This is a genomic window from Paraburkholderia sp. FW306-2-2C-D06C, from assembly GCF_058781505.1.
Genome location: NZ_JBYSWU010000020.1, coordinates 18350 through 40862, shown reverse-complemented (window position 1 = coordinate 40862; position 22513 = coordinate 18350). Strand labels below are relative to the sequence as shown.

Here is a 22513-nt window from a genome sequence, read left to right as displayed (position 1 = left end):
GATGGAGGCCAGTATGGACAATCCAGATACCAAACCCGCGCAACAACGTCGTCTTCACCCGCTTGTAGCAACCGCAGTCGGCGCCGTCATCATCGCCAGCCTTGCCGCGACGGCGGCCATCACGGGCCTGTTCCCGAACGCGTCGAGCAACGGCGCGCAAACCGACCAGACCCAGGCCGCGCAAGTGACCACGCAACCGGCGGTGGTCGATTCGGCTGCGCCGGCGAATCTGGCGGCGCAGCAGGCAGCCCAACAGGCAGCGCAGCAACAGGCTCAACAGCAGGCTCAACAGGCCGCGGCCCAACAACAGGCTCAGCAACCGGTCCAACGTCAGCCTGCCCCGGTGCCTGCGCAACAACCCCAGTATGCCCAGCAGCAACAAGCCCAGCCGGCGCCGCAATACGCGCAGCAGCAACCTTCACAACCGGCTTACTGTTCGACCTGCGGCACGGTGGTCGGCATCTCGGCGGTGCGTCAGGAAGGTCATGGCACCGGTATCGGCGCGGTCGGCGGTGCGGTGGCCGGCGGCGTGGTCGGCAACCAGTTCGGCAGCGGCAACGGCCGTACCGCAATGACGATTCTCGGCGCGCTCGGCGGCGGCCTCGCCGGCAACTCGGTCGAAAAACATCTGCGCAGCACCACGTCGTATTCGGTGCGCGTGCGCATGGAAAACGGCAAGATGCGCTACTTCACATACCATGAGGCGCCGCCGTTCCAGCAAGGTCAGCGCGTGCGGGTCGAAAACGGCACGCTGGTGGCAAGCTGACCGATGCCAGCCTGAAGATTCTCCAGGCGTTAAAAAAGGCGATTCCAATGGAATCGCCTTTTTCTTTGTCGCGACAGAAACGAATCACGCGCCGCGGGCGGAAAACTCAATAATCCGCGTCTTCGATCCATGCAGCCTGAATCGCTTCGAGGATCTTCTCGTTCGACCGGTTAGGGTCGTCGTCGAAGCCTTCCAGTTCGGTGACCCAGCGGTGCAAATCAGTAAAGCGCACCTGCTGCGGATCGATGTCCTGGTGCTTATCAGTCAGGGCCATCGCGATGTCTTGAGTATCGGTCCACTTCATGGCTGCATCCTCCTGTTAGTGGTTTTCCTTCGCGTGATTGATCGAATAACGCGGGATTTCGACGACCAGATCCTGCTCCGCCGGCACCATCGCCTGGCACGACAAACGCGAGGCCGGCTCGAGCCCCCATGCTTTGTCCAGCAGATCGTCCTCGTCTTCCTCGGACGGCGTCAAGGCGGCGAAACCCTCACGCACGATCACGTGACAGGTCGTGCACGCGCAGGACTTCTCGCACGCGTGCTCGATTTCGATGCCGTTATCGAGCAGGGTGTCGCAGATGCTCTTGCCGGGCACGGCATCGATCACCGCGCCTTCCGGGCACAGTTCGACGTGAGGCAGCACAACGATTTGAGGCATACATTTTCCGTTTGGGTCTGAGGCACGGCTGCCGCAGTCCGGCTCCGTACCATTTTACTGGCGCCGCATGCTTTTTTAAGACACGCGGCGCGTTTTCGTTCGTCGCGGTTTGTTGTGGGCATGCCGGCTTCGGGCATTCCGGCTCGCTTGCCGCTACCGCAAAGGCTCAGATCTCGTCGAGCTTGCGGCCTGCCAGCGCGCGGCGAATGCCCTTGTTCATGCGGCGGGCGGCGAATTCGTCGGTGCCTTCGGCGAGCGTTTTGGTCGCGGCTTCGATCGCATCGACGTCGTCGCTTTGCGCGATGTTGCGCAAAGCGGTGAGCAGCGCGTCAAGTTCGGCACGCTCGCTGTCGTCGAGCAATTCGGCGTCGGCGGCGAGCGCGGCGTCGGTCGCTTCCACGAGACGCCGCGCTTCGACTTGCGCCTCACGCAGCGCGCGGGCGCGCATGTCGACTTCGGCGGTCGAGAAGCTGTCTTCGAGCATCCTGGCGATGTCGTCGTCGGCGAGTCCGTACGACGGCTTGACCACCACCGACGCTTCCACGCCCGAGCCCTGTTCACGCGCGAACACCGACAGCAGGCCGTCCGCATCCACCTGATAGGTGACGCGAATCCGCGCGGCGCCGGCGGCCATCGGCGGGATGCCGCGCAGCTCGAAACGCGCGAGCGAGCGGCAATCGGCAACGAGCTCGCGCTCGCCTTGCACGACGTGGATCGCCATCGCCGTCTGGCCGTCCTTGAAGGTCGTGAAATCCTGCGCGCGCGCGACAGGAATCGTCGAATTACGCGGGATGATCTTCTCGGTCAGGCCGCCCATCGTCTCGACGCCGAGCGACAGCGGAATCACGTCGAGCAGCAGCCAGTCGTCGCCGTCGGCGCCGCGATTGCCCGCGAGCAGATCAGCCTGGATCGCCGCGCCAAGCGCGACGACCTGATCCGGATCCAGATTGGTGAGCGGCGGCTGCCCGAAGAACGACTCGACCGCGCGGCGGATCACCGGCATGCGCGTCGCGCCGCCGACCAGCACCACGCCTTTGATCTCTTTGGTCGTGACCTTGGCGTCGCGCAGTGCTTTCTTCGTCGGGCCGAGCGTGCGCTGAACCAGCGCCAGGGTGATCGCTTCGAAAGTGGCTTCGTCGATCGTCAGATCGAGCTGGGTGCCGCTCGAGAGCGTTGCCTGCAGCTTCGCACTCGATGCGTCCGACAAGGCCTCCTTGGCCACGCGCACGCTGTCCAGCAGCAGACGCACGTCTTCCGGAGCAAGCGTCTGCGGCGCGATGCCCGCCTTCTCCAGCACATGACGATACAGCGCGTGGTCGAAGTCATCGCCACCGAGCGCGGAATCGCCGCCTGCCGCGAGCACTTCGAACACGCCCTTGGTGAGCTTGAGAATCGACAGATCGAAGGTGCCGCCACCGAGGTCGTACACCGCGTACAGGCCTTCGGAACCGTTGTCGAGGCCGTAGGCGATCGCCGCCGCGGTCGGCTCGTTCAACAGGCGCAGCACGTTCAGGCCGGCCAGACGCGCGGCGTCTTTGGTCGCCTGGCGCTGCGCTTCGTCGAAATACGCGGGCACCGTGATGACCGCGCCGACCAGCTCGTCGCCGAGCGTGTCTTCGGCGCGCTGGCGCAGCGTCGCGAGAATTTCCGCCGAGACTTCGACCGGGCTCTTCACGCCGTCGACGGTGCGGATCTGCACCATGCCGGGCGCGTCGATAAAGTCGTACGGCGCATTCTCTGCGCCTTCGACTTCCGCCTTGCCGCGGCCCATGAAGCGCTTGACCGACACGATCGTGTTACGCGGATCAGTCGCGGCCTCGGCCTTGGCGGTGCGGCCGATGCGTCGGCCGCCCTTTTCCAGGTAGCGCACCACCGACGGCAGCAGCACATGGCCGTGCTCGTCGGGCAGCACATCAGGCACGCCGCTGCGCACCGCGGCGACGAGGGAATTGGTGGTGCCGAGATCGATACCGACCGCGAGACGCCGCTGATGGGGCGCCGGCGCCATGCCGGGTTCGGAGATTTGCAGTAAGGCCATCTGGATCTTCTCGGGACCGCCTGGCCCCGTCCTGAATTTTCGCGTTGCTGGATGGTAATGCTACGGCTGCGTTTGCGTGCGTTTGCGTACGTTTGTGCGCCTCTTCGTGCGTCTACGGCACGCGCGCGATGCTAGTTTTCGAGCCGCTCGATCTGCGTGCCGATTTCCGACGCCACCCGCTCGATGAACATCAATTGCCGCACCGCCTCGCCCGCCGCCTGGTTCGCGCCGCTGTCGAGCAAAGCGCCGAGCTTGGTAAAACGCATGCGCTCTTCGTCGCGCAGTTCGGTCAGCAAGGCGTCGAGAGCATCGACGTTCTTCGCCGCAGCCGCGTCTTCGATCCCTTCGCGCCATTCCATCTGCTGCATCAGGAACGCCGGCTCCATCGCCGTGTTGTTCTCCGCGCCGACGTCGATGCCGCGCAGGTGCAGCAGATAAGTCGCGCGCTTCAACGGATCGCGCAGCGTCTGATATGCCTCGTTGGTACGCGTCGCCCATTGCATCGCAATGCGTTTTTGCGCGTCGCCGGCCGCGGCAAAGCGGTCCGGGTGCACTTGCGCCTGCACCGTGCGATACGCGTGGTCGAGCGCGGACGCGTCGAGCGCGAATTGCGCCGGCAGATCGAACAGGTCAAAGTGGCTGTCGTTCAGCGAGGCCATCGGATAAAAGGAGTCCGTTCAGGAAGCGCACCGAAGTGCAGATCAATGCAAATCAAAAGGGCACGAAGATTCGGCGATCGAAGAGGCGCGGATGAAACTAAAAAGGCGGCCCGCGCCGCCTTTTTTCCGCTGCACGCGGAAGTGTTCCGATTTACACGCGGAACGACTCGCCGCAACCGCATTCGTCCTTCACATTCGGGTTGTTGAACTTGAAGCCTTCGTTCAACCCTTCACGCGCGAAGTCGAGTTCCGTACCGTCGATATAGGCGAGGCTCTTCGGGTCGACAATGATCTTCACGCCGTTGCATTCGAACACTTCGTCTTCGGGCGCGAGTTCATCCACGTACTCGAGTTTGTAGGCCAAACCCGAGCAACCGGTCGTACGCACGCCGACGCGCAGCCCGACACCCTTGCCGCGACGAGTCAGATACTTCCGGACGTGCTGTGCTGCCTTTTCGGTCAACGTAATTGCCATAGCGTTTCTCATTGCGCGGCGCGTATCCGGCATTCATATGCCTCGTGACGCGCTGCTGCCCTGCCTGCTTCAAATATCGCTCATGCCGGACGGTGCATTGCTGCTGCGCGCCGTCCGCTTCGATTCACACTCGGCCGCGCGCTTACGCGTGCTGCTTGTCGCCTTCGACGACCGCTTCGCCGTGGCGTTGCTTATAGTCGGCGACCGCTGCCTTGATCGCGTCTTCCGCGAGGATCGAGCAGTGGATCTTCACCGGCGGCAGCGCCAGTTCTTCGGCGATCTGCGTGTTCTTGATCGACATGGCTTCGTCGAGCGTCTTGCCCTTCACCCATTCGGTGACGAGCGAGCTCGACGCGATCGCCGAACCACAGCCGTACGTCTTGAACTTCGCGTCTTCGATGATGCCGTCCGCGCCCACGCGGATCTGCAGCTTCATTACGTCGCCGCATGCGGGCGCGCCGACCATGCCGGTGCCGACCGCATCGTCGTCCTTCGCGAAAGAACCTACGTTGCGCGGGTTTTCGTAGTGGTCCAGAACCTTGTCGCTATAAGCCATGATTACACTCCTTGATTCGTTTCAATCTGAGTTCGATGAATTCGGCATCCAAACCGGCGCGTCAGTGCGCTGCCCACTGGATCGTCGAAATATCGATCCCGTCCTTGTGCATTTCCCACAGCGGCGACAGATCGCGCAGCTTCGAAATCTTGGTCTTCAGCAGATTGATCACGTAATCGACATCCTGCTCGGTCGTGAAGCGGCCCACCGTGAAGCGGATCGAGCTGTGCGCCAGCTCGTCGTTACGGCCCAATGCGCGCAGCACATAGGACGGTTCCAGCGAAGCCGACGTGCACGCCGAACCCGACGACACCGCCACGTCCTTCACCGCCATGATCAGCGATTCGCCTTCGACGAAATTGAAGCTGATGTTCAGGTTGTGCGGCACACGCTGTTCCATGTCGCCGTTCACATACACTTCTTCCATTTCCGACAGGCCGCGCAGCAGGCGGTCGCGCAGCATGCGAATGCGCTCGTTTTCCGTCGCCATTTCTTCACGCGCGATGCGGAACGCTTCGCCCATGCCGACGATCTGGTGCGTGGCCAGCGTGCCCGAACGCATGCCGCGCTCGTGACCGCCGCCGTGCATCTGCGCTTCGATGCGGATACGCGGCTTGCGGCGCACGTACAGCGCGCCGATACCCTTCGGACCGTACGTCTTGTGCGCCGAGAACGACATCAGGTCGACCTTCAGCTTTTGCAGGTCGATCGCGATCTTGCCGGTGGCCTGCGCCGCGTCGACATGGAAAATGATGCCCTTTTCGCGGGTGATTTCACCGATTGCCTCGATGTCCTGGATCACGCCGATTTCGTTGTTCACCGACATCACCGAAACCAGAATCGTGTCCGGGCGCAGCGCGGCCTTGAACACATCGAGGTCGATCAGACCGTCGTCCTTCACATCCAGATACGTGACTTCGAAGCCTTCGCGCTCGAGTTCGCGGCAGGTATCGAGCACGGCCTTGTGCTCGGTCTTCACCGTGACGAGGTGCTTGCCTTTGCTCTTGTAGAAGTGCGCGGCACCCTTGATCGCGAGGTTGTCCGATTCGGTTGCACCCGAAGTCCAGATGATTTCGCGCGGATCGGCATTCACCAGCGCGGCGACATTCTCGCGCGCTTCTTCGACCGCACGCTCCGCGTCCCAGCCATACGAGTGGCTACGCGATGCGGGGTTGCCGAACTGCTCGCGCAGATACGGAATCATCTTGTCCACCACGCGCGGATCGACCGGGGTCGTGGCGCTGTAGTCCATGTAAATGGGCAGGTGGGGAATGTCGTTGTTCATCTATCGCTCCGGGGACGTCATGTGCTCAGGCTTCTGGGTTCTCTGTCAGGCTGCGGTGATTTCGCAAGTAGTCGACTCGCCGCGCCCTAAGAACCGGCCATGTTGAAAACGGAATTGGGCCCTTTCGGCACCACGCGCGCGGGTTCGACCGCCGGCGCCTCGTTGCGCCGGTCGCGCAACACCGCCGGCGCGCCTTCACGCGAACGCTGCTGATCGACCAGATCCTTCAGGGAGACCGAATCCAGGTACTCGACCATTTTCTGATTCAGCGTCGACCACAATTCGTGCGTCATGCAATGGCCGTCGTGCTGTTTGGTGCCCTCGCACGAGCCCTTGCCGCCGCATTGGGTGGCATCGAGCGGCTCGTCCACAGCAATGATGATGTCGGCCACCGTCACGTCTTCAGCGCGGCGGGCAAGATTGTAGCCGCCGCCTGGTCCGCGCACGGATTCGACGATTTCGTGACGACGCAGCTTGCCAAACAGCTGCTCGAGGTACGACAGGGAGATATGTTGGCGCTGGCTGATACCCGCAAGCGTCACCGGGCCCTGCTCCTGGCGCAGCGCCAGGTCAATCATCGCCGTGACGGCGAAACGGCCTTTCGTGGTGAGTCTCATATGGTGTGGGAACCGCTATTCTCGACAAGTTTGGTCAAGTATAAATACATGAGCGATTTAGTCAAGTATCCCTATCGCGATTTGGGTCATTTGCTTAATTAACCGGATACGTCCGGTGTGGGTACGTTCGGCGAAGTGTTGGCGTGCTTTCAGGGCGGCAACTGGGGACGGAGCGCTGCGATCAAACCGCGGCAGGCCGCTTCGCATTGGTCCAGCACCTGCTCAAACCCCTCCGCTCCGCCGAAATACGGATCGGCGACTTCGCGGGCGCCGCCCCAGCGGCTGTCCGTCTCCGGAACAAACGCCATCAGCAGACGGATCTTGTCGCGCTGGGCCGGCGGGCAGATTTTGCTCAGCGCGGCGACGTTCTTGCCGTCCATCGCGATCAGCAAATCGAAGCGCTCGAAGTCCGCCGCGGCAATCTGGCGCCCGCGCAGGGCGGCCAGCTCGTAGCCGCGCCGGCCGGCGGCCCGCTGCGCCCGGTCGTCCGGTGGCTGGCCGATGTGCCAGTCGCCGGTACCGGCGGAATCGATCAAAATGCGCTCTGCGAGATTCGCCTCGGCCACCAGATGCCGCATCACACCTTCCGCGGTCGGCGAACGGCAGATGTTCCCGAGGCAGACGAAGCAGATGGACACGGTTTTCATCAGGGGTTTTCTGGCGCGACGCTCGCGCGGAGCAACAAGTTAGGAAACGGTGCCGCGATTATACAAAGCTGAGCCAGATCGCGCCGGGCGCCTCGCAGCGCCGGCTCAGCGCATTGCGTGCGGCGCGGCGGCTAATAACTCCTGCGCGCTCAGGACGCTTGCGCGACGGGCATCGACGCGACGGCACGCATGGCCTTGGCCGGCAGCTTCGCGGCGTCGCCGACCATGCCGTACGAGACGACGCGTGCGAGTTCAGCAGTCAATTGATCCGCGGCGAGCGGCGCTCGCGAGTCGTGCGAGGCGGCGTCGCCGCAAATGTGCAGGTAGGCTGCCGCGGCAAGCGGCACAACGATGGCAAGTGGCCAGTACACCGATATTGTCTTTTTCATGATGTCGTTTCTTCCGATTAGGGGCTCATGAGCTCGTGACCCACTATGCCCAGTCAAAATTCTATAGAAGAAAACAATCGGGAAAAACCGGCCTGCGCGAGATACAGCGTTGCGCTGGGAGGAACAGTCGATCGCGAGGTTGGCGGCACATCTCATCGACATGCGTCGTGGCACGGAAAATAAATCCTTACAAACACATACAAAGCTGATGCGCCGGTTGGCGATAATAGTTGTCTTATAGTCATGTACTTTCGCAAGTGATCCACAAAATGAAACGCATCGCTTCACTCGTCGGTCTAGCCGTGGCTGCCTTGCTGGGCGGCTGTGCCGTCTATCCGGACGGCACGCCGATGTACGGCAACGGCTATGGCGGCGGTTATTACAATGGCTATGACGGTTACGACGGCTATGCCACCGGGGTGCCCGTCGTGCCGCAAACCAACGTCTACATGGGTTACGGCAACTACTGGGGACCGGGCTACTACGGACCAGGGCCGGGCTATCGTGGCTACCCGGGGTATCGGGACCGAGACCGGGACCGGGACCGGGATAACGGCAACCGCGGCGATAACGGCGGCTGGCGTGGGCAGCCGAATGGAGGTGGCCAGCACGGCGGTCCGCCGCCGCAAGGCGCAGCCGGCGGCCCCGGCGGACCTGGCGGCTCGAATATGGGACGTCCGGGCCCGGCCAACCCGCCGCCGCAACAGGCAGGCGGCGGAGGTGGGCGCGGCAACGGCGGCAACATGGAAACGAGGAGAGGCGTTCCCGGCCGTCAATCAGGGGGGATGACGGACCATTGATCCGTCATGAAACCAATGAATACGGGCCTTAGCGCCCGTTTTTAATTTCTACCCCCACCGGTACCCACACTCAGATATCCGCGCTTCCGCCGTCGATATCGGAACCACCAGACTCATCAATGAAGCGCTTGCGGGTGTACTTGCGCACCTCGTCTTCGCCGGCATCTCGCGCCTCTTCTTCTGTTGGCAGTCCCTCTCCCTGCGTATAGCAGGGTCCATGTATCCGTCCTGTGGTTGGATCTGCGTCCGGCGGCAGTATCTCTGTTTCGTAGCGATATGGGCCGCCGCCGCTCACTGGGACGCCATTCCTGAGGGCGGGACAGGTCGTGACGTAAATCCGATAGTCGCCTTCCATATCCGTCCACAAGTCCTTATCGATTTTTTGCATCGCCGCCCCCTTCCATCAATGGCGAGGCACTGCCGGCCCGCAGCGCGGAGCGCGTGAGCGGTGCCTCGCAGTGGAATCGTAGGACAAGTATGAAGAAAGACTACGGGTGGTAACCCGCCAGCGACTCCCGGCGGGAGGATTGGTTAGTCCGCCACCGCACAGGCTTCGCGCTTACGCGCCGCTGCCGCCCGCCCCTCTGCGATGCGACGCCCGATCTCGCTCCGGTCCGGCACGGGCATGCGCTGGCCCGCCTCGATCTGCCGGATCATGTGTTCGACGATTTTTGTCCAGACGGCCATCGGTGCCTCCACTGGCGAAATCAGATTTGAGATCCGAGTAGGCGTCCGCCGGCCAACTGATATTCCAGCTCGACCAGTCGCCACGTAGGCGCAACTTCGCTTTCCAGTAGCGCCGCATCCCGCTGCCTGAGCCGGTGCGCCAGCTCGCGATCGGCCGCCGGCAGCGCTTCAGCAATCTCGACCCGCTGGAACCAGAGAGCCTCCAGCGACGCGCGGGTGTGCGCCAGTTCGGCCAACAGGAGACGGCGCTTATCGTCTGTCACCTGGCACTCGGATACAGTTTCCTGGCCGCCTTGCCCATCGGCGATTCGGTGCTGGTCGTGCCGCCTGCCGGCGTCGGCTTGGCCTTCAGGCTGCCGTTAGGCTTCCCGCCGTCCGTCCTCTGCTTCCCCGCGTCGTTTGCCTTTCGGCCCTTGTCGAGACCGTTCTGCGTCGTCTGCACGCGGCTTTTCGAGGCGAGCGGGCCTTCGGGGTGCCTCTTGCCCATCAGGTCAGTGACCGTCTTCGTGCCAGGCGCGTTGTTGCCGCTCGCGTGCCGGCCGGCTACCGTGCGGCCGGAATCGACGTTGTTGAGTGTGCCCTTCGTTGCCATGGTGCTGCTCCTTTGGATTACTGGTTGCCCTGTCCGAGCGCCGCGCCGCGTGCCACGTCCAGCGGGTTCTTCGGTTGCTGCTTGCCGCTGTGCACGTCGGCGAGGTATTGCAGGCTGGTGCCGGCCTGGCCCATCCCCGGAATCGCGAGCCCGATCGCGTTGCCGATGTCCCTGATCGGGGCCTTCACTTCCTTGCCCTCCACGAGGTGAATCACATCCCGGGCCGCCTTGCCGATGCTGCTCACGCCCTGCATAAACGGATTGATGCCCGCGCTGTTATGCCCTTCAGCCGCCGACCAGATATCACGCACCAGCGGGACCATGCCGGCCACTTCGCCAGTGATTGCCTTGGCCGCCCATTCGGCCCAGCCTTCGCCCTTCTTGTGACTCGCCAGGGCGCCACTCACCAGCGCCGGCACGATGATCGAGCCCAGCACACGAGCGAACAACTCAGGCTTGCTGAAACCCGTCATACGCAACTTGTCGGCGATGTCGAGTGTCTGCCCGAGCGAATTGTTCATGAAGCCGTAGAGCATCGACACCGACTTGACCAGTTCGTTACGCTCCTGCAGCAGCATCGAGCGGGCTGATTCGATATTCGAGCCGTGGGCTTCCCGGACGACCTGATTGGCGTATGCCACCGCGTCCGCCTCACTCATCGGCTTGCCGGTGCCGCCGCGATTCTTTGGGATGCCATCGGTAATCGCCCGGTCGTAGGCCGCCCATGCAGTCGGAACCGCGCTCATCAGGTCGGCAAAGGCCACGGTCGCATGTCCAGCGCGATCCATCTTCGATTGCAGGCTCTCGGGCTCAAACATCGAAGCGGTCGTTTCGCGATAGTCGCGATCCTGCTGCATTGCCCGGGCGCGAATCTCGGAGAATTTATCGATGGCACTCGCCACCTGGCCGGCGTGGTCGGTCGCAATCTGCCCCACGCGAGCAGCAAAATACTTTTCGCCGCCACCGCTGAAATAACTGCCTGACTTGGCAAGGGCTGATCCACCGTGTTTCAGCACCGTCGATGCCCGAAAGGCGATGCCCACGCGCAGCAGCCCCTGACGGCTCATTGCAAAGACGCGTTCCATTTTCGTTTGTGCGTCGTCCCGGTTCTGCCCATTGGCGAGGTCGCCGATCCACTTGTTGAGGGATTTGTAACCCTCGGGGCCGTACGTCAACTGGAACTGCCGGCGGAACTCCTTATCGGTCAGCACCTTGTGCACGTCGAGCAGCGCCTCACGATAGGCCAGGTCGTGCACCGTGTCATGCAGTCGGCGCTCAATGGAATGGAAGTCCAGATCCAGCCGGTCGTGATAACCGGTACGTGCATTCAGCGAACCGTTGGTAGTCGTGTCGGCGCGGAAGTACTCACGCCCGAACAGGCCCTCTGCCGGGTTGATCGATTCGGCGCTCGCGTTACGTCCTGCACGGCGCGAGCGGTTCGGGTTCGGATCGTAGTCGATCGGCGCATAGCCGCCGCGCATCTCGGTGCCGTCCGGCGTCCTGAATGGGCGCGGCTCGATGTGGTCGGGCGTCATATTGCCCAGCCGTCGATTCATCTCAGCCATGGCCGGCCAGTGCTTCTCGAAGGCGTCCCACGTGCGCTGGGTGGCTTCCCAGTCCTTTGCCGTCATGTTCGCGTTGAGGAACGCCCACACGTCGCGCGGCTCCCAGCCCATGCCTTTCGTCAGCTTGTCGAAGTTCGATTCATTACCAACATGTCGCGCGATGCCCAGCATGTCGCCGCGCGTGAGGTCACGATAGACGGTCGTGCCGGTTTCATTTGTCAGATCGGTATCGAGCAGCGTTCGATTCGGGACGCGTTCTGTCAGGCTCTCCTGCCAGTCCTTGCCGAGCTTTGCCGCGCCTTCCCGGAAGTCGTTCGCCAGGCTCTTGAGCATGTCGATCTTGCGATAGTTCGCATCAAACACGCGCTCGAAAATCGCCTTCGTGAACGGGCCGCCGACTTCATGCAGATCAAACTGGTTCGCCTTGAACTGTTGCGGCTTGAACTCGGCCACCGATGCGCGCAGGAAAGCGGACATTTTGTCGAGCCCTACGCTCCACAGGGAGTCTGTGCCGATGCGCGGAGGATTAACGAGGTCTTCAAGGGTGAACTTCTCGCCGCGCTCCTTCATCTTGTCCACCAGCTCGCCGACGGCTTCGGACAGATCGACCTTCTTGCCCTCGATCGTGATCGATTTGCGCTCACGCGCGATCTGTTCCATCGAGCGGATCGTGTCGTTAAAGCCGCGCAACTGCTCGACGGTCATTTGCTTGTAGTGCATCCGCACCGTGGGGTCCATCATGCCTGGGTGTTCAACGGGCACGTAACCCAGCGCCTTCTGCGACTCCACCCACGTTTGCAGGGATACCTGCTCTTTGGTCGGGCCTTGCGTCGGGGTCTGGCGGAAATCGAAGCGCTCACGCAATGCGTCGATCTGGTCGAGCACATCGGGGTCCATCTTCGCGCGGATCGAGTCCTTGTCATACCGCGCTTGAGACGCAACGATCTTCTTCACGTCGGCCACAGCGTCGCGCGCAGCCTTCGCCAGCCGGTTGCTCAGCAGGGCTTGCCGTTGAGCTTCGGCGGCTTTGGCGGGATCTTTCGGTGCCTGGGCGATGGCCTCGCGGTTCGCCTTCGTCTCTGCGACTTCGTACTGACGCGGATTCAGGTCGCCCACCCGTTTCGCGGCAATCGCGGTTTCAGCGGCAGCGGTCGCGGCCTTCGTCATGTCGCGCACGGGAATCGGCGACTTCGTGAGCAACTTGAGCCCGGTCGCCATGAAACGCGCACGCGCCTCGTTGTGCACGGCCTCGTTCGCTGCTGCATCGATGGCAGCCGGATCGGTCAACTCGCCATGCCGTTGCAGCATGCGCTCATCAGTCATCTGTGCGATCTGAGCTTTCGGATCGACCGCCAGCGCGTCAACGAGTTCGGCGCCGGTCCCCAGCTTGAACTGCTCGGCAACGAGGTCCATCGACGCGGCATCCTTCGTGCTCAGATCGTTGGCTGCGATGAACTGGCGGGCTTTCTCCACTGGCGAATCAGCCAGCTCGCGCGTGACCTCCTCCCGAATAAGCTCACGTTGCAGGTTAGCCTCACGCTGCATGTCCTTGATGGCCTTCGACTTCGCGTTGCTGGCCCATTGCATGTCCTTGAGGCTGCGTGCCTGCATCTCGGCAATCGCATCCTGCGTAGCCTGCTCGCCGGCCGCTGCGTAATCAGCCTTCTGTTTATCGGTCGCATCGGTCGCGCTCAGGTCCAGCGGCACATACCCGCGTGCCGCTTCGGTCTGCCGGATTGCGTCGTCAGTCGCCAGCATGCGATCGAACACCTCGCGGACTTCAGGCGTGAGTTCGGCACCCAGCCCGGTGACGCTGCGGTACACATTCACGAGCCATGAGCGGAAGCGTGAAAACAGACCCTGCAGCTCAGTCGTCGGCGCGCGGCCGTCCATCAAATATTGCTCGAACCCCTGCGCAAACTTTTCGTGCATCTCCCGTTGCTGCTCGAGCGTGCGCCCTTGCCAGTCAGCGAGGTCTTTCCCGCCCATCCACGTGATAGCCGTCTGCATGTCGTCGCGGATCTGCTGCGGCGCATCGGGGCGCGACGCCAGATCACCCATCGTCGACAAAAAGAAATGGGCTGATTCATGGAGGGCGGTCGTCAAATCCGCACCCTTCAACAGTGCAATGGTGTTCGTGTCCGGATCAAATGCGCCACGTGCCGGCTGCTCGAGCGCACCCTCGATCGGCTCGCCGGCAATCTGCAATGGATGCTGTTCGAACAGTTCGGCGGGCGTCATGCCCGTGCGTTCCGCCATGGTGCGATAGAACTCCGTCGCCGGGGCAACGCTCGCGCGGCTGACATCGGCAGGGAATCGGCCCGTCGCCTGCATCTGCGAAAACAGCGTGTCACCAATGGTCTTGATGTCGGCGTTCTGCGTGTCCTGCTCGCCCTGCTGTGCAACGATGTCCTGCGCGCGGGCGTTCATGTCTTCGGCGGCGCTCTGATAGAACCGCTGCCCTTCGGCGTAGGTCATGCCGCCTTCTTCCGTCTTCAGTTCGGGCAGGATGGCTTTATCGAGGTCCGTCCCAGCGATGTGCGCGGCATAGTCGGCAATCGGAATCTGGACATCGCCGCCGGTCGCGGTCGCTTCATTGAGACGGTCATTCAGGCCGGGAATGTTCGCCGGATCGACTTCGGATTGATGCAGGGCATCGGCAAAGGTCTTGCCGTCCACATACACGCTCGCCAGCGGGCTATCTTCGCTCGCCGATGCTACGAACTGCCGGAATGCTTCGGGATCGGCCTGGCGCAACTTCGATGCTGCGGCGATCTTGCCGATCTGCTCGACAGCTTCACCGCCTCGTTGCGCGGTCTCAGCGCTCAGCGCATCGGCATGGGCCTGCTGTACGCCCTCGCTCAATGCGCGCGGTCCCATTGCACCGCCAAGGCCGGCGCCCGCCAGCGCGGACAGAATGGCCTGCTGTGGGTCGAAGCCCTGGCGCATCGATTCAGGAAGCACGAAATTCATGACTTGCCGGGAGACTTCGCCGGTAGCGACACCCGATACGGCGCCGGTAGCAAGGCGCGAAACCACTCCACCCGGAACGCCAAGCGGGACAATGCCGCCGAGCGTGGTCGTCAGATACGAGCCCTGCGCCGCCAGTCGGGCCTGATTGATGTCTCCAGTTTTCTGGTAGACGTCCGTGCCTGTGTTGACGGCTGCTGTCAGGGCCGGAAACGCCATAGCGCGAGCACCGTGCGTAACAGCCTGCGTGATGGCATTCACCGCAGATGGAACGGCTTCAACCGCCGGAGCGGCTTCGCTCATGCCTCCGGTCGCAGCAATGCTGCCGATCATTCCCAGCAGGCTACCGACAGTGTTCGCAGCCTTTTCGCCAAACGTTGCATTGGCCGGCAGCGTATTTGCAGCAACGTTCTGTGCGGCCGGCGCGATCATGTTGCGCGTGAACCAGTCCGAACTGGCTTCGGCCGGCGTCGGCTGATAACCGGTCTGGTTCGCAATGCCTTGAGCGATGGCGCGGTTAAAGCCTAGCGCCGCCTGGCTGGCATATCCTGCCAGGCCCTTCCACCCAGCCGACAGCAGGTTCTCGATCGTCGCCATCGCCGGCAGATCATCCTGTGCCGCGCGTGCGCTCGCCGGATTGTCCGCTACCCATTGAGCCAGCTTCGGGCTGCTCGATACAGCGGCAGCGTTCTGCTGGGCAGTCGCCTGTGCCTGATAGCGCGGTACGTCCGCCTCGACAGCCGCTTGCGGTATGCCCGTCTGACGTGCGATGCCGGCCGCCTGTAGCGCTGCGCTCGTGCTTTGCTGGCTGTTCGCAACAACGGTTGTCTGTGCCTGCTGAAGCGTCTCGCTCGGGCCAGGAGCGCCTATGGGACGCGCAGACGCCAGATCGAACCCGCTACCAGAAGGCGCGGCGGCAGGTTTGGCGGATGCCAGATCAAACGCACCGATGGGCTTGGCCGACGCCAGATCGAAAACGTTGTCGGACGGCGCAGGCTCGGGATTGGTGAAAGGCGAGCCGGACGGGATGACGGGCTGGGCGGTTTGATCGGCCATCTTATTTGTTCCTGTTGGCGAAATCGATTACCTGCCGAACGAATGCGGGGCTATTCCCGAGTCCGGTCGTCGCGAGCCATTGCCGGATTCCCGGATAAGTCTTCGCAGCGCGATCAATCACGGCGTTGGCGGCTTGGAGATTGGAATCGAGCTTGTCGCCATAGACCGATTCCAGAGCCTGACGGCAGCCGGCGGGTGTGGTCTGCACCGGGGCGCGTACTGCATCGACGCTGGCATCCCATACGGCGCGGGCCTGCGTGACACCAAGGCCCAGCTTGACCATCGCTTGCAAGCCTTCAGGAATCGGTTCGACGCCTTCGACCGGGCGCGCAAATGGTGCATATGCAGTGACAGAATCGGCCGGTATTTCGTTGTCCCGCATGTCTTTGAACGCCGCTTCCAGCTTCGGGCGATCTTCCACGTATGCGGATTCGACCGGTTCGCCGGCTTCTGGCTGTGCCTGCTCGACCACTTCGGCGGGCGCGACCACTTCGGCCACCACCGTGACGACATCAGCGACAGGCGCGGCTACGGGAGCAGCGGGCGTCGCGAGCGGGCTGCTGGTGATGCCGGAACCCGTGTTCGATGACGGATAGAGTGCGGCGAGTGCGTCCATTACGCTTCCTCCTGCGCTAGAGCGCGGATGCTTTCGAGATCATGTTCGGCTGCAAGAAGCGTCGTCTGAATAGCAGAGCGACGCATCCGGGCGGCGAAGTCGCCCAGCACCGCCGGCACGCGCAGCGCGTTGGCCTCGACGTGCAATGCCCGAATCTTCGCGACGAGTTTGGCGCTGGCGATCATGCTTCGGCCTCCTGCTCGGTCTGCTGGCTCGATTCGAGTTCGGCCAGGTGATCGGCCCAGCGTGCGTCAGCGTTCTCGCGGATCGTCAGCAATATGGAGTTCTGATTTTTCACCGTATTGCGCACGTCTTCCGGCGCGTAGATGATCCCGAAGTTGAGCGCTTCCAGCGAGCGCACGGCATCGGCGGTACCGACTTTGGCGACTGCGAACAACGTGGACAGCACTGCACGCACACAGCCGGCGTCGTCCGTGTCGAGCCCCAGCGCATGGTCGACCGGCATCGAGCGGCGCACTTCAGACCCGGCTTCAAGGTGCAGCGCGGCCAGCTCATTGAGCGTTTCGCCCAGCTCGGTTGTCAACCGATGCGCAGTAGCAGCGAGTTCGGCACGACCGGCCAGCGTGGTCCGCACGCGGTCAGTCAGGGACTGCGATGCAGCAGCGCCGTCTTTCAGGCGTCCAATCTGCTTGTCGGCTTTGGTCGCATTCTCAGCGACTTCCAGATCGGCGATCTGTACCTGCACGAACTGCACGGCCGTCATCAGTTCGGAGCGACGGCCGGCAGCTGACTTGTCCCCGCCGACAGCACGGGAATGAGCGGCGATCGCCTCGCCCTGAAGGCGCTTCAGTTCGGCGCGAAGTTGTTCGAGGGTCTGCATGGTTACTCCTGTTCGAGGTTCGTGACACCAGATTCGGAGGTCCGTGACACCCACGTCCAGACCCGTGCGCCATCAATACGGCGTTGCGCTTTCGTATAGCCAAGGCGGCCCATCGATGCGGCCAGTTCCATTTCGTCGCCGCGCGTCGTCTCCCCAACGAGATGCAGCGCGCCGCTCAGGAGGGCTTGCGTCGTCAGCACGGCGTCGGGATTAGCCGCGATCCATGCGCGGATGTCGCGATCGATGCCGGGCTCCAAGTCGTCGAGTGTCACCGGATCAATGGCGGGCTCAGCAGGCTCGCTGACGGGCTCTGCGGCCTCGCTGCTGGCTTCGTATGCTGGTTCCGCGTAGTCGTGCCAATCCTCATCGACCGGCATCAAACCGGCGGCGCCGGGCTTCACGCCGAGTTCCTGATCGAGCGCTGCGCCGAAGATGCTGCGGGACGGAACATAGCCTGCCTGTTGGCTTAAGTTCTCCGGTTCCGCATTGCGCCGGCTGGGATCGGCAGCGCTGCGAGCGGATTCGTCGCCGGCAACCTGATCCTGATGCGCGCGACCGTATGCGCGGCCGTACAAAGCCTGAATTGCCAGGTCATCAGGGGTGAGGGACATTAGTCGTTTCTCCAGTGTGGGTTGTCGTCAAGCCAGTCACGGCGCTCGCGGCGTTCTGCGGCCTGTCGCATTGCCATGCCGTCCAACATCTTTTGCTGGGCCAACTGTCTTTGCAGCTGGGCACAACGTCTGCGTTCAGCGGCCTCGATGCGACGGGCCTCGGCTTCGTCGTCAGGCTTGATGGCAGGCTTGACGGGCTGTGCGGGTGCCGTTCTGGCGGCTAGCTCAGCTTCGAGTCGTTCGAGTTCGGTCATTGCGTGCCTCGCTGTGCTCGAAGCTCTGCTATGCGCGCCTTCAATTCCTCGTCGCTCATTGCCTCGGGCGCCGGCTCGGGGCGCTTGGCGGCCGTCTGCGGCTGTGCGTCGTACGCAATCACGCGGGCTTTGGCACGTTGCAGGCAGTCCCAAAACGCCGCTCCCCTGGCGTCACGCGGGCGGCGCGCCGGGTCCATCAGGCGTGAAGGTCCGAGTTCGCCACGCTCGAAGCGCGCACGGGCGTCCTGAATGGCATCGGCAAGGCTGAATGCGGGCGCGTTGGCGCTCTCAAGCGCGCGCTGTGCCTTCACCAGATCAAGTGCGGTCAGATCGTTCATGCGGCGTCTCGCATCGCGTCCACGCGCTCAGGAATCGGTTGCCCAGAGGCTTCATACGCGGCAATCAGCGCCTCGATGGTCTTACTGCGCTTCACGAAGGCCTGCGTCTCGCGCAGCAAGGCGATCATCTTGCGGGCCGTCTCGACTGAAATGCCGCCTACAGCGGCCCAGCGTGCAATGTCTGAGGCGATGTTTGCGGGGTCGCCGTCAGCGCTGATAGTGGGCAGGCGGGTAGGTTGCTGCTCCAGGTGATTCAGAAGACGCACGAGCAGCGTCGAATCGCCCTTCAGGGCCTGTTCCAGCGCAACCTTCATCAGGTCCGGGAAACTGTCACGAACGGTCTGCCGTGCAATCAGATAGGGATCGTCGGCGTCGCGTATCGGGTTGCCGGCGGGATCGCGCGGTAATCGTGGGCGGGCCATGCTGACTCCATTTATCCTAGTATCGATATATCATTATCCTAGTACTTAAGATTGTTTACAAGAGTTAGCGCGTGATAAATGGCTGGTTATCGGGGGGTTGTTTCGAGCCCGTGCGAGCGCGCAGACGGTGGGTAAGCGTGCGGGTAGGAACGGGCGGCAAGCCGGAAACCCGCTCCAGATAAGGCTGTGCGGCGGACATTGCATCCGCCAGAGTGGGTTACCCGCCCATGAGTTTCTGCTTCGCCGCCTCAAATTCGGCGCGTAAATCGCGTACGTTCTGCTCGAGATCGGCGACCCTTGCCCGGATTTCTTCCTTGAGCAGACGGTTTTGCTCCCGTGTCTCTTCGTTGTCCCGCATGCTTTCGACATCTAAACCCGCGAACAGGTCGCACCCGACATCGGCTGGATCGGCGTCGGCACGTTCGAGAGCGTTACGGGCGTCGCGCAGCCTCGATTCAGCATTGATGACGCGGGTGTGCAGTAGTTGGACGTTGGTGATGTCGGTCATGGTCAGTATCCAAGTTGCTGCCGTTGCAGCGTTGCGATCGTGTTGTTCAGCGCCTGCACAGTGTTCGTCGAAGTGCGGCATCGCTCAAGATCCAGCCAGCTCGGATTCCATCGTGCGGCAACTATCTGATCCCACACCGCGATCGGCTGCTGTACCGCGAGTTGAGCCTGAAGCTGCACAATGGTTGCTGCGATCGATGCCTGTTGATCGGATGTCATTTGTTCCCCCATGTGGTTTTCCATGCGTTTGCAACCATGTCCAGCGTCTGCAACGGCGCGTTCGGGTCGTCCCGCAGCTGCTGGCTTTCCTTGTCGAACCAAAGGCGCGTCGGGCCTTCCCACGAAAAATGACGCTGTTTTTCGCACAGCAGAAGCGAATCCGGCATCTTGCGCAGTTCCGCGATCTTCGCGACGCGCTTGTCCTCCTGCGGGATCTGCCGCGCAGCCTGCATACCCGTTTCCTTGGTCTTGTTCCGATGCACGATCAGGACGTTATCAACCAAGTCCGTAATTTCTCCAGCACCCTTGATGTCGAACTTGTCGGGCGCGGCCTTTTCTGACTCGCCCTTGCGGATGTGGTGCACGAGGTGAATGTGCAACCCGGTGTCACGAGCGAGCACGCACAGGGCATCGACAAAATTCTTCTGGCCGGCGTAGTCATCGGGAGCGATGCCGCACTTCATCAGGCTGTCGATTACAAGGTGATCGATTCCCAGCTCCACGCGGCAATAGCGAGCAACGCCAATCATCCGGTCTCGCGTAACCTGCCCGCGCTGTGCATATAGCCACAAACGATCATCAGTCCACTTATGGAATTTTTCGATGTATTCGATCGATGGAGAATTGCCGGCTGCTGCCTGACTGCACATGCGGCTCATGGTATCTTTCATCGGCATTTCAAGGGAGGCAATGCAGGCCCGCCGCCCTTGGGTCATTACGTGCAACATGACGTAGCCCAACGCGCCGGATTTGCCGTGACCATTGATGCCGGCCCATAACGTGACCTCGCCCGGACGGAATTTCAGATTGTTGCCGAGGTGCGACCATGGTGTTTCGTCGCCGCTCGCCTCTCCGTCTCCATGAAAAAACTTGATCACTTCATCGCACCACTCCGATGCCGGGCGTACATCCGCGCGGCCATCGTTTTCATCGCGCAGGTACGCATCGAAGTTAATATTGTCGGGAATTACGCGCATTGCTGCTCCTTGATCCTGTTGAGGATGCGATCCATTTCCATATCGAACGGAATCGGCAGTGTTCTACCCAGTTCCTCCCACAATCTGCGGGCGAGCTGGGTGCCTTCGATGTATGCCCTTACGTGATCTTTCGGCGATGCTCGACGCGGACTGACAGCCATCGGGAACCAGTCGAAATAGGTCTGTTCTCCAGCGAGCCGCCATTGACCACAATCGACCTGGGCGCCCTCGGCGTAGCTGAGCACCATCTGCCTGGGCACTTTGTTCGCCAACGCGGCCAGAGCTGCCAGAACGCGCGTGACCGGGACTTTCGTGTCAACGATCAAATCCACGTCGAGCGCGATAACCGGCGTCCAGTCGTAGTCGACCTTCGGGTCTGCCAGCAGCGTCACGTTGCTGAACTCCGGCAGCGGGCCGATCATCGAGACCAACACCGGTAGTTCGGGCACATGACCGCTCCTGCGCATGGCAATCAGCCGCTCGGAATTTCTCGGATAGTTGCTCATACGACAGGCTCCCAAGGGTTGAACTCCTGATTGCCGGTTCCGAGCTGGCCGATGTACTGCGCGAACTTCGATGCGTTGAACAGCGTTGCAGGGCGCAGGTATGAAGCCATCTTCGGGTCGCTGCCCCATTCCACGCACTTGGCATCAATCACCGCCTTGCAATCGTCTACCGTCGCGCCGTCGCGGATTCGATGACGGATCAGGTCAAGATTGGCAGCGACACCCTGGTAATTACGCCCGGCTTTGGAGTTCAGGTGCGCCAGCACTTCGGCTGCATCGTCGGGTGAGCCCGACATATCCTTCCCTTCCTTTCCTTCCCTTCCTACCTGTACGTCACTGTCGCGTGACGACGCGTTAGTGACGCGTGACGACGCGTTAGTGACGCGTGACGACGCGTTAGTGACGCGTGGCGACGTAGAGGGAGGGGCCAGCACAGAAGCCGACTCGCGGGGATTGATATGCTGATGCCGGAGGAAGGTGGGGATGAATGCCAAACCGTTCCCATATGTCTCCACGAGCTTTCGCTCGATCAGTTCTTGGCACAAGTCCTCGATGGATACGTCGTCAACAGGGAAATACCGTATCTTGAAGGTGAGCGGCTTCCACGCGAGCCGCCCCTCGCGATCTGACTCGCACCACAGCGCGATGTAAAGCAGACGCGCGTGGGGAGACAGGGAGACGATATCCTCGCTGGTGAAAAACTCTGGTTTGATCGTGCGGATTCTCGCCATGTCACACCCCCACACGGCGCGCGATATCGTGCATGGCGCGGTTGTACTCGGACGGCGTGGCTTTAGGATTCCGTGCGACCCACGAAGCCTTCAGATACTCGTACAGAAAGATGGATCCGCGCGCTTTGCGTGCCTTGCGGACGGGCCGGCGCGATTTCATAGGCCACCCCGCATAACCAAAGCCAACAGACCAACCGAACCATAAAAAGCTATGGCCGCCCCACCGCCGACGATCGTGTTGGCAATCGCGCGGCGATGCTTTGGAGTACGCAGAAAATCGCGTAAAATCCGGGGGGAAGAAGGTTTGGTTTGGTTCGTTTGGGTCGCCCGGCAGCGGCCCATTCGTTTTTCAAGGGTCGCCGTTTTCATTGCTCGGCCCTCGATTCTTTGGCCTTCTTCTCAAGCCACGCGTCGATGTCCTTTCTCAGGAATACGGTGGTCTTGGTGCCAAGCTTGATTTTCTTCGGGAAGGTCGGATCGTTGACCGTAAGCCACCAGACGGTGCTATTGCCAATGCCACAATAGGTCGCGACTTCTTTAGGCCGAAGCGCCGCTTTAGTTTCGGAAACAGGATGATCGGTGCGCATGGATGACATTTCCTTTGCCCTGGTCGGGCAAGAGGGATTTCAATGTCATCTAGGCTGTCGGTGAGGGTGCGGCGTAGATGTTCTAGTACGGGTTTGTTTGTGCCCGTGAGATGCACTTTAGAGCAACCTGATGTAGTTGCG

Annotated in this window: 31 protein-coding genes; 2 read left to right on the top strand and 29 right to left on the bottom strand. The window is 62.0% G+C overall.

What is annotated here, in order from left to right; genetic code table 11:
* Nucleotides 1-13 precede the first annotated feature (13 nt).
* Nucleotides 14-766 (top strand): glycine zipper 2TM domain-containing protein, encoded by a 753-nt coding sequence (locus AC3WLT_RS17130; RefSeq protein ID WP_492592886.1) that lies wholly within the window; start codon nt 14-16, stop codon nt 764-766.
* Nucleotides 767-872: 106 nt separating this feature from the next.
* Here AC3WLT_RS17130 and iscX read toward each other — a convergent pair whose 3' ends face one another.
* From iscX to AC3WLT_RS17080, 10 genes are all read right to left on the bottom strand, one after another.
* Nucleotides 873-1070: a Fe-S cluster assembly protein IscX gene (iscX, locus tag AC3WLT_RS17125; protein WP_007181290.1), complete on the bottom strand. Its 198-nt coding sequence runs from the start codon at nt 1068-1070 to the stop codon at nt 873-875.
* A gap of 15 nt (nt 1071-1085) precedes the next feature.
* Nucleotides 1086-1427, bottom strand: a complete 342-nt coding sequence (fdx, locus tag AC3WLT_RS17120) for an ISC system 2Fe-2S type ferredoxin (protein ID WP_074282931.1) — start codon at nt 1425-1427, stop codon at nt 1086-1088.
* Between the two features lie 166 nt (nt 1428-1593).
* A complete protein-coding gene (gene hscA / locus AC3WLT_RS17115; protein WP_492592885.1) occupies nt 1594-3465 on the bottom strand; it encodes a Fe-S protein assembly chaperone HscA in 1872 nt (623 codons plus the stop codon).
* A gap of 131 nt (nt 3466-3596) precedes the next feature.
* Nucleotides 3597-4124, bottom strand: a complete 528-nt coding sequence (hscB, locus tag AC3WLT_RS17110; protein ID WP_492592884.1) for a Fe-S protein assembly co-chaperone HscB — start codon at nt 4122-4124, stop codon at nt 3597-3599.
* 151 nt (nt 4125-4275) lie between these two features.
* Complete coding sequence (gene iscA, locus AC3WLT_RS17105) at nt 4276-4599, bottom strand: iron-sulfur cluster assembly protein IscA (protein ID WP_492592883.1); 324 nt, start codon at nt 4597-4599, stop codon at nt 4276-4278.
* 142 nt (nt 4600-4741) lie between these two features.
* Nucleotides 4742-5155 (bottom strand): Fe-S cluster assembly scaffold IscU, encoded by a 414-nt coding sequence (gene iscU, locus AC3WLT_RS17100; protein ID WP_492592882.1) that lies wholly within the window; start codon nt 5153-5155, stop codon nt 4742-4744.
* 61 nt (nt 5156-5216) lie between these two features.
* Entirely contained in the window at nt 5217-6440 is a 1224-nt protein-coding gene (locus tag AC3WLT_RS17095; RefSeq protein ID WP_492592881.1) for an IscS subfamily cysteine desulfurase, read from the bottom strand.
* Between the two features lie 86 nt (nt 6441-6526).
* The gene (gene iscR / locus AC3WLT_RS17090; protein ID WP_028199491.1) at nt 6527-7057 is read right to left on the bottom strand and encodes a Fe-S cluster assembly transcriptional regulator IscR; all 531 of its coding nucleotides are present in this window, start codon (nt 7055-7057) and stop codon (nt 6527-6529) included.
* A gap of 149 nt (nt 7058-7206) precedes the next feature.
* A complete protein-coding gene (locus AC3WLT_RS17085; protein ID WP_492592880.1) occupies nt 7207-7704 on the bottom strand; it encodes a low molecular weight protein-tyrosine-phosphatase in 498 nt (165 codons plus the stop codon).
* Between the two features lie 149 nt (nt 7705-7853).
* Complete coding sequence (locus AC3WLT_RS17080) at nt 7854-8093, bottom strand: hypothetical protein (RefSeq protein WP_492592879.1); 240 nt, start codon at nt 8091-8093, stop codon at nt 7854-7856.
* 269 nt (nt 8094-8362) lie between these two features.
* Between AC3WLT_RS17080 and AC3WLT_RS17075 the strand changes: the two genes are divergently transcribed.
* Complete coding sequence (locus tag AC3WLT_RS17075) at nt 8363-8893, top strand: hypothetical protein (protein ID WP_492592878.1); 531 nt, start codon at nt 8363-8365, stop codon at nt 8891-8893.
* 70 nt (nt 8894-8963) lie between these two features.
* Here AC3WLT_RS17075 and AC3WLT_RS17070 read toward each other — a convergent pair whose 3' ends face one another.
* From AC3WLT_RS17070 to AC3WLT_RS16980, 19 genes are all read right to left on the bottom strand, one after another.
* Nucleotides 8964-9281, bottom strand: a complete 318-nt coding sequence (locus AC3WLT_RS17070; protein WP_492592877.1) for a hypothetical protein — start codon at nt 9279-9281, stop codon at nt 8964-8966.
* 143 nt (nt 9282-9424) lie between these two features.
* On the bottom strand, nt 9425-9580 hold the full coding sequence (locus AC3WLT_RS17065) for a hypothetical protein (protein ID WP_492592876.1): 156 nt from the start codon (nt 9578-9580) through the stop codon (nt 9425-9427).
* 20 nt (nt 9581-9600) lie between these two features.
* The gene (locus tag AC3WLT_RS17060) at nt 9601-9843 is read right to left on the bottom strand and encodes a hypothetical protein (protein ID WP_492592875.1); all 243 of its coding nucleotides are present in this window, start codon (nt 9841-9843) and stop codon (nt 9601-9603) included.
* A complete protein-coding gene (locus AC3WLT_RS17055) occupies nt 9840-10172 on the bottom strand; it encodes a hypothetical protein (protein WP_492592874.1) in 333 nt (110 codons plus the stop codon). The genes AC3WLT_RS17060 and AC3WLT_RS17055 overlap by 4 nt, the downstream gene beginning before the upstream one ends.
* A gap of 17 nt (nt 10173-10189) precedes the next feature.
* Complete coding sequence (locus AC3WLT_RS17050) at nt 10190-15763, bottom strand: hypothetical protein (RefSeq protein ID WP_492592873.1); 5574 nt, start codon at nt 15761-15763, stop codon at nt 10190-10192.
* A gap of 1 nt (nt 15764) precedes the next feature.
* Entirely contained in the window at nt 15765-16379 is a 615-nt protein-coding gene (locus tag AC3WLT_RS17045; RefSeq protein WP_492592872.1) for a hypothetical protein, read from the bottom strand.
* Nucleotides 16379-16564: a hypothetical protein gene (locus AC3WLT_RS17040; RefSeq protein ID WP_492592871.1), complete on the bottom strand. Its 186-nt coding sequence runs from the start codon at nt 16562-16564 to the stop codon at nt 16379-16381. Before AC3WLT_RS17040 ends, AC3WLT_RS17045 begins: the two co-directional genes overlap by 1 nt.
* On the bottom strand, nt 16561-17220 hold the full coding sequence (locus tag AC3WLT_RS17035) for a hypothetical protein (RefSeq protein ID WP_492592870.1): 660 nt from the start codon (nt 17218-17220) through the stop codon (nt 16561-16563). Before AC3WLT_RS17035 ends, AC3WLT_RS17040 begins: the two co-directional genes overlap by 4 nt.
* Nucleotides 17221-17222: 2 nt before the next feature.
* On the bottom strand, nt 17223-17831 hold the full coding sequence (locus AC3WLT_RS17030) for a hypothetical protein (RefSeq protein WP_492592869.1): 609 nt from the start codon (nt 17829-17831) through the stop codon (nt 17223-17225).
* A complete protein-coding gene (locus AC3WLT_RS17025) occupies nt 17831-18085 on the bottom strand; it encodes a hypothetical protein (protein ID WP_492592868.1) in 255 nt (84 codons plus the stop codon). The genes AC3WLT_RS17030 and AC3WLT_RS17025 overlap by 1 nt, the downstream gene beginning before the upstream one ends.
* Nucleotides 18082-18423, bottom strand: a complete 342-nt coding sequence (locus AC3WLT_RS17020; RefSeq protein ID WP_492592867.1) for a hypothetical protein — start codon at nt 18421-18423, stop codon at nt 18082-18084. The genes AC3WLT_RS17025 and AC3WLT_RS17020 overlap by 4 nt, the downstream gene beginning before the upstream one ends.
* Nucleotides 18420-18845 carry a hypothetical protein gene (locus tag AC3WLT_RS17015; RefSeq protein WP_492592866.1) on the bottom strand — a complete coding sequence of 142 codons (426 nt, stop codon included), beginning with the start codon at nt 18843-18845 and terminating at the stop codon, nt 18420-18422. Before AC3WLT_RS17015 ends, AC3WLT_RS17020 begins: the two co-directional genes overlap by 4 nt.
* Before the next feature lie 217 nt (nt 18846-19062).
* Nucleotides 19063-19353: a hypothetical protein gene (locus AC3WLT_RS17010; protein ID WP_492592865.1), complete on the bottom strand. Its 291-nt coding sequence runs from the start codon at nt 19351-19353 to the stop codon at nt 19063-19065.
* 2 nt (nt 19354-19355) lie between these two features.
* Complete coding sequence (locus tag AC3WLT_RS17005; protein WP_492592864.1) at nt 19356-19571, bottom strand: hypothetical protein; 216 nt, start codon at nt 19569-19571, stop codon at nt 19356-19358.
* Nucleotides 19568-20548 carry an AAA family ATPase gene (locus AC3WLT_RS17000; RefSeq protein ID WP_492592863.1) on the bottom strand — a complete coding sequence of 327 codons (981 nt, stop codon included), beginning with the start codon at nt 20546-20548 and terminating at the stop codon, nt 19568-19570. The genes AC3WLT_RS17005 and AC3WLT_RS17000 overlap by 4 nt, the downstream gene beginning before the upstream one ends.
* Nucleotides 20539-21054, bottom strand: a complete 516-nt coding sequence (locus tag AC3WLT_RS16995) for a histidine ammonia-lyase (protein ID WP_492592862.1) — start codon at nt 21052-21054, stop codon at nt 20539-20541. The genes AC3WLT_RS17000 and AC3WLT_RS16995 overlap by 10 nt, the downstream gene beginning before the upstream one ends.
* Nucleotides 21051-21785 (bottom strand): conserved phage C-terminal domain-containing protein, encoded by a 735-nt coding sequence (locus AC3WLT_RS16990; RefSeq protein ID WP_492592861.1) that lies wholly within the window; start codon nt 21783-21785, stop codon nt 21051-21053. The genes AC3WLT_RS16995 and AC3WLT_RS16990 overlap by 4 nt, the downstream gene beginning before the upstream one ends.
* Nucleotides 21786-21941: 156 nt before the next feature.
* A complete protein-coding gene (locus AC3WLT_RS16985; protein ID WP_492592860.1) occupies nt 21942-22154 on the bottom strand; it encodes a hypothetical protein in 213 nt (70 codons plus the stop codon).
* Nucleotides 22151-22372, bottom strand: a complete 222-nt coding sequence (locus tag AC3WLT_RS16980) for a helix-turn-helix transcriptional regulator (protein ID WP_492592859.1) — start codon at nt 22370-22372, stop codon at nt 22151-22153. The genes AC3WLT_RS16985 and AC3WLT_RS16980 overlap by 4 nt, the downstream gene beginning before the upstream one ends.
* Nucleotides 22373-22513: the final 141 nt, after the last annotated feature.

Coding starts and splice junctions, on each gene's coding strand:
- AC3WLT_RS17130 (WP_492592886.1), top strand. CDS start 14: ATGGACAATCCAGATACCAAACCCGCGCAACAACGTCGTCTTCACCCG.
- iscX (WP_007181290.1), bottom strand. CDS start 1,070: ATGAAGTGGACCGATACTCAAGACATCGCGATGGCCCTGACTGATAAG.
- fdx (WP_074282931.1), bottom strand. CDS start 1,427: ATGCCTCAAATCGTTGTGCTGCCTCACGTCGAACTGTGCCCGGAAGGC.
- hscA (WP_492592885.1), bottom strand. CDS start 3,465: ATGGCCTTACTGCAAATCTCCGAACCCGGCATGGCGCCGGCGCCCCAT.
- hscB (WP_492592884.1), bottom strand. CDS start 4,124: ATGGCCTCGCTGAACGACAGCCACTTTGACCTGTTCGATCTGCCGGCG.
- iscA (WP_492592883.1), bottom strand. CDS start 4,599: ATGGCAATTACGTTGACCGAAAAGGCAGCACAGCACGTCCGGAAGTAT.
- iscU (WP_492592882.1), bottom strand. CDS start 5,155: ATGGCTTATAGCGACAAGGTTCTGGACCACTACGAAAACCCGCGCAAC.
- AC3WLT_RS17095 (WP_492592881.1), bottom strand. CDS start 6,440: ATGAACAACGACATTCCCCACCTGCCCATTTACATGGACTACAGCGCC.
- iscR (WP_028199491.1), bottom strand. CDS start 7,057: ATGAGACTCACCACGAAAGGCCGTTTCGCCGTCACGGCGATGATTGAC.
- AC3WLT_RS17085 (WP_492592880.1), bottom strand. CDS start 7,704: ATGAAAACCGTGTCCATCTGCTTCGTCTGCCTCGGGAACATCTGCCGT.
- AC3WLT_RS17080 (WP_492592879.1), bottom strand. CDS start 8,093: ATGAAAAAGACAATATCGGTGTACTGGCCACTTGCCATCGTTGTGCCG.
- AC3WLT_RS17075 (WP_492592878.1), top strand. CDS start 8,363: ATGAAACGCATCGCTTCACTCGTCGGTCTAGCCGTGGCTGCCTTGCTG.
- AC3WLT_RS17070 (WP_492592877.1), bottom strand. CDS start 9,281: ATGCAAAAAATCGATAAGGACTTGTGGACGGATATGGAAGGCGACTAT.
- AC3WLT_RS17065 (WP_492592876.1), bottom strand. CDS start 9,580: ATGGCCGTCTGGACAAAAATCGTCGAACACATGATCCGGCAGATCGAG.
- AC3WLT_RS17055 (WP_492592874.1), bottom strand. CDS start 10,172: ATGGCAACGAAGGGCACACTCAACAACGTCGATTCCGGCCGCACGGTA.
- AC3WLT_RS17050 (WP_492592873.1), bottom strand. CDS start 15,763: ATGGCCGATCAAACCGCCCAGCCCGTCATCCCGTCCGGCTCGCCTTTC.
- AC3WLT_RS17045 (WP_492592872.1), bottom strand. CDS start 16,379: ATGGACGCACTCGCCGCACTCTATCCGTCATCGAACACGGGTTCCGGC.
- AC3WLT_RS17040 (WP_492592871.1), bottom strand. CDS start 16,564: ATGATCGCCAGCGCCAAACTCGTCGCGAAGATTCGGGCATTGCACGTC.
- AC3WLT_RS17035 (WP_492592870.1), bottom strand. CDS start 17,220: ATGCAGACCCTCGAACAACTTCGCGCCGAACTGAAGCGCCTTCAGGGC.
- AC3WLT_RS17030 (WP_492592869.1), bottom strand. CDS start 17,831: ATGTCCCTCACCCCTGATGACCTGGCAATTCAGGCTTTGTACGGCCGC.
- AC3WLT_RS17025 (WP_492592868.1), bottom strand. CDS start 18,085: ATGACCGAACTCGAACGACTCGAAGCTGAGCTAGCCGCCAGAACGGCA.
- AC3WLT_RS17020 (WP_492592867.1), bottom strand. CDS start 18,423: ATGAACGATCTGACCGCACTTGATCTGGTGAAGGCACAGCGCGCGCTT.
- AC3WLT_RS17015 (WP_492592866.1), bottom strand. CDS start 18,845: ATGGCCCGCCCACGATTACCGCGCGATCCCGCCGGCAACCCGATACGC.
- AC3WLT_RS17010 (WP_492592865.1), bottom strand. CDS start 19,353: ATGACCGACATCACCAACGTCCAACTACTGCACACCCGCGTCATCAAT.
- AC3WLT_RS17005 (WP_492592864.1), bottom strand. CDS start 19,571: ATGACATCCGATCAACAGGCATCGATCGCAGCAACCATTGTGCAGCTT.
- AC3WLT_RS17000 (WP_492592863.1), bottom strand. CDS start 20,548: ATGCGCGTAATTCCCGACAATATTAACTTCGATGCGTACCTGCGCGAT.
- AC3WLT_RS16995 (WP_492592862.1), bottom strand. CDS start 21,054: ATGAGCAACTATCCGAGAAATTCCGAGCGGCTGATTGCCATGCGCAGG.
- AC3WLT_RS16990 (WP_492592861.1), bottom strand. CDS start 21,785: ATGGCGAGAATCCGCACGATCAAACCAGAGTTTTTCACCAGCGAGGAT.
- AC3WLT_RS16985 (WP_492592860.1), bottom strand. CDS start 22,154: ATGAAAACGGCGACCCTTGAAAAACGAATGGGCCGCTGCCGGGCGACC.
- AC3WLT_RS16980 (WP_492592859.1), bottom strand. CDS start 22,372: ATGCGCACCGATCATCCTGTTTCCGAAACTAAAGCGGCGCTTCGGCCT.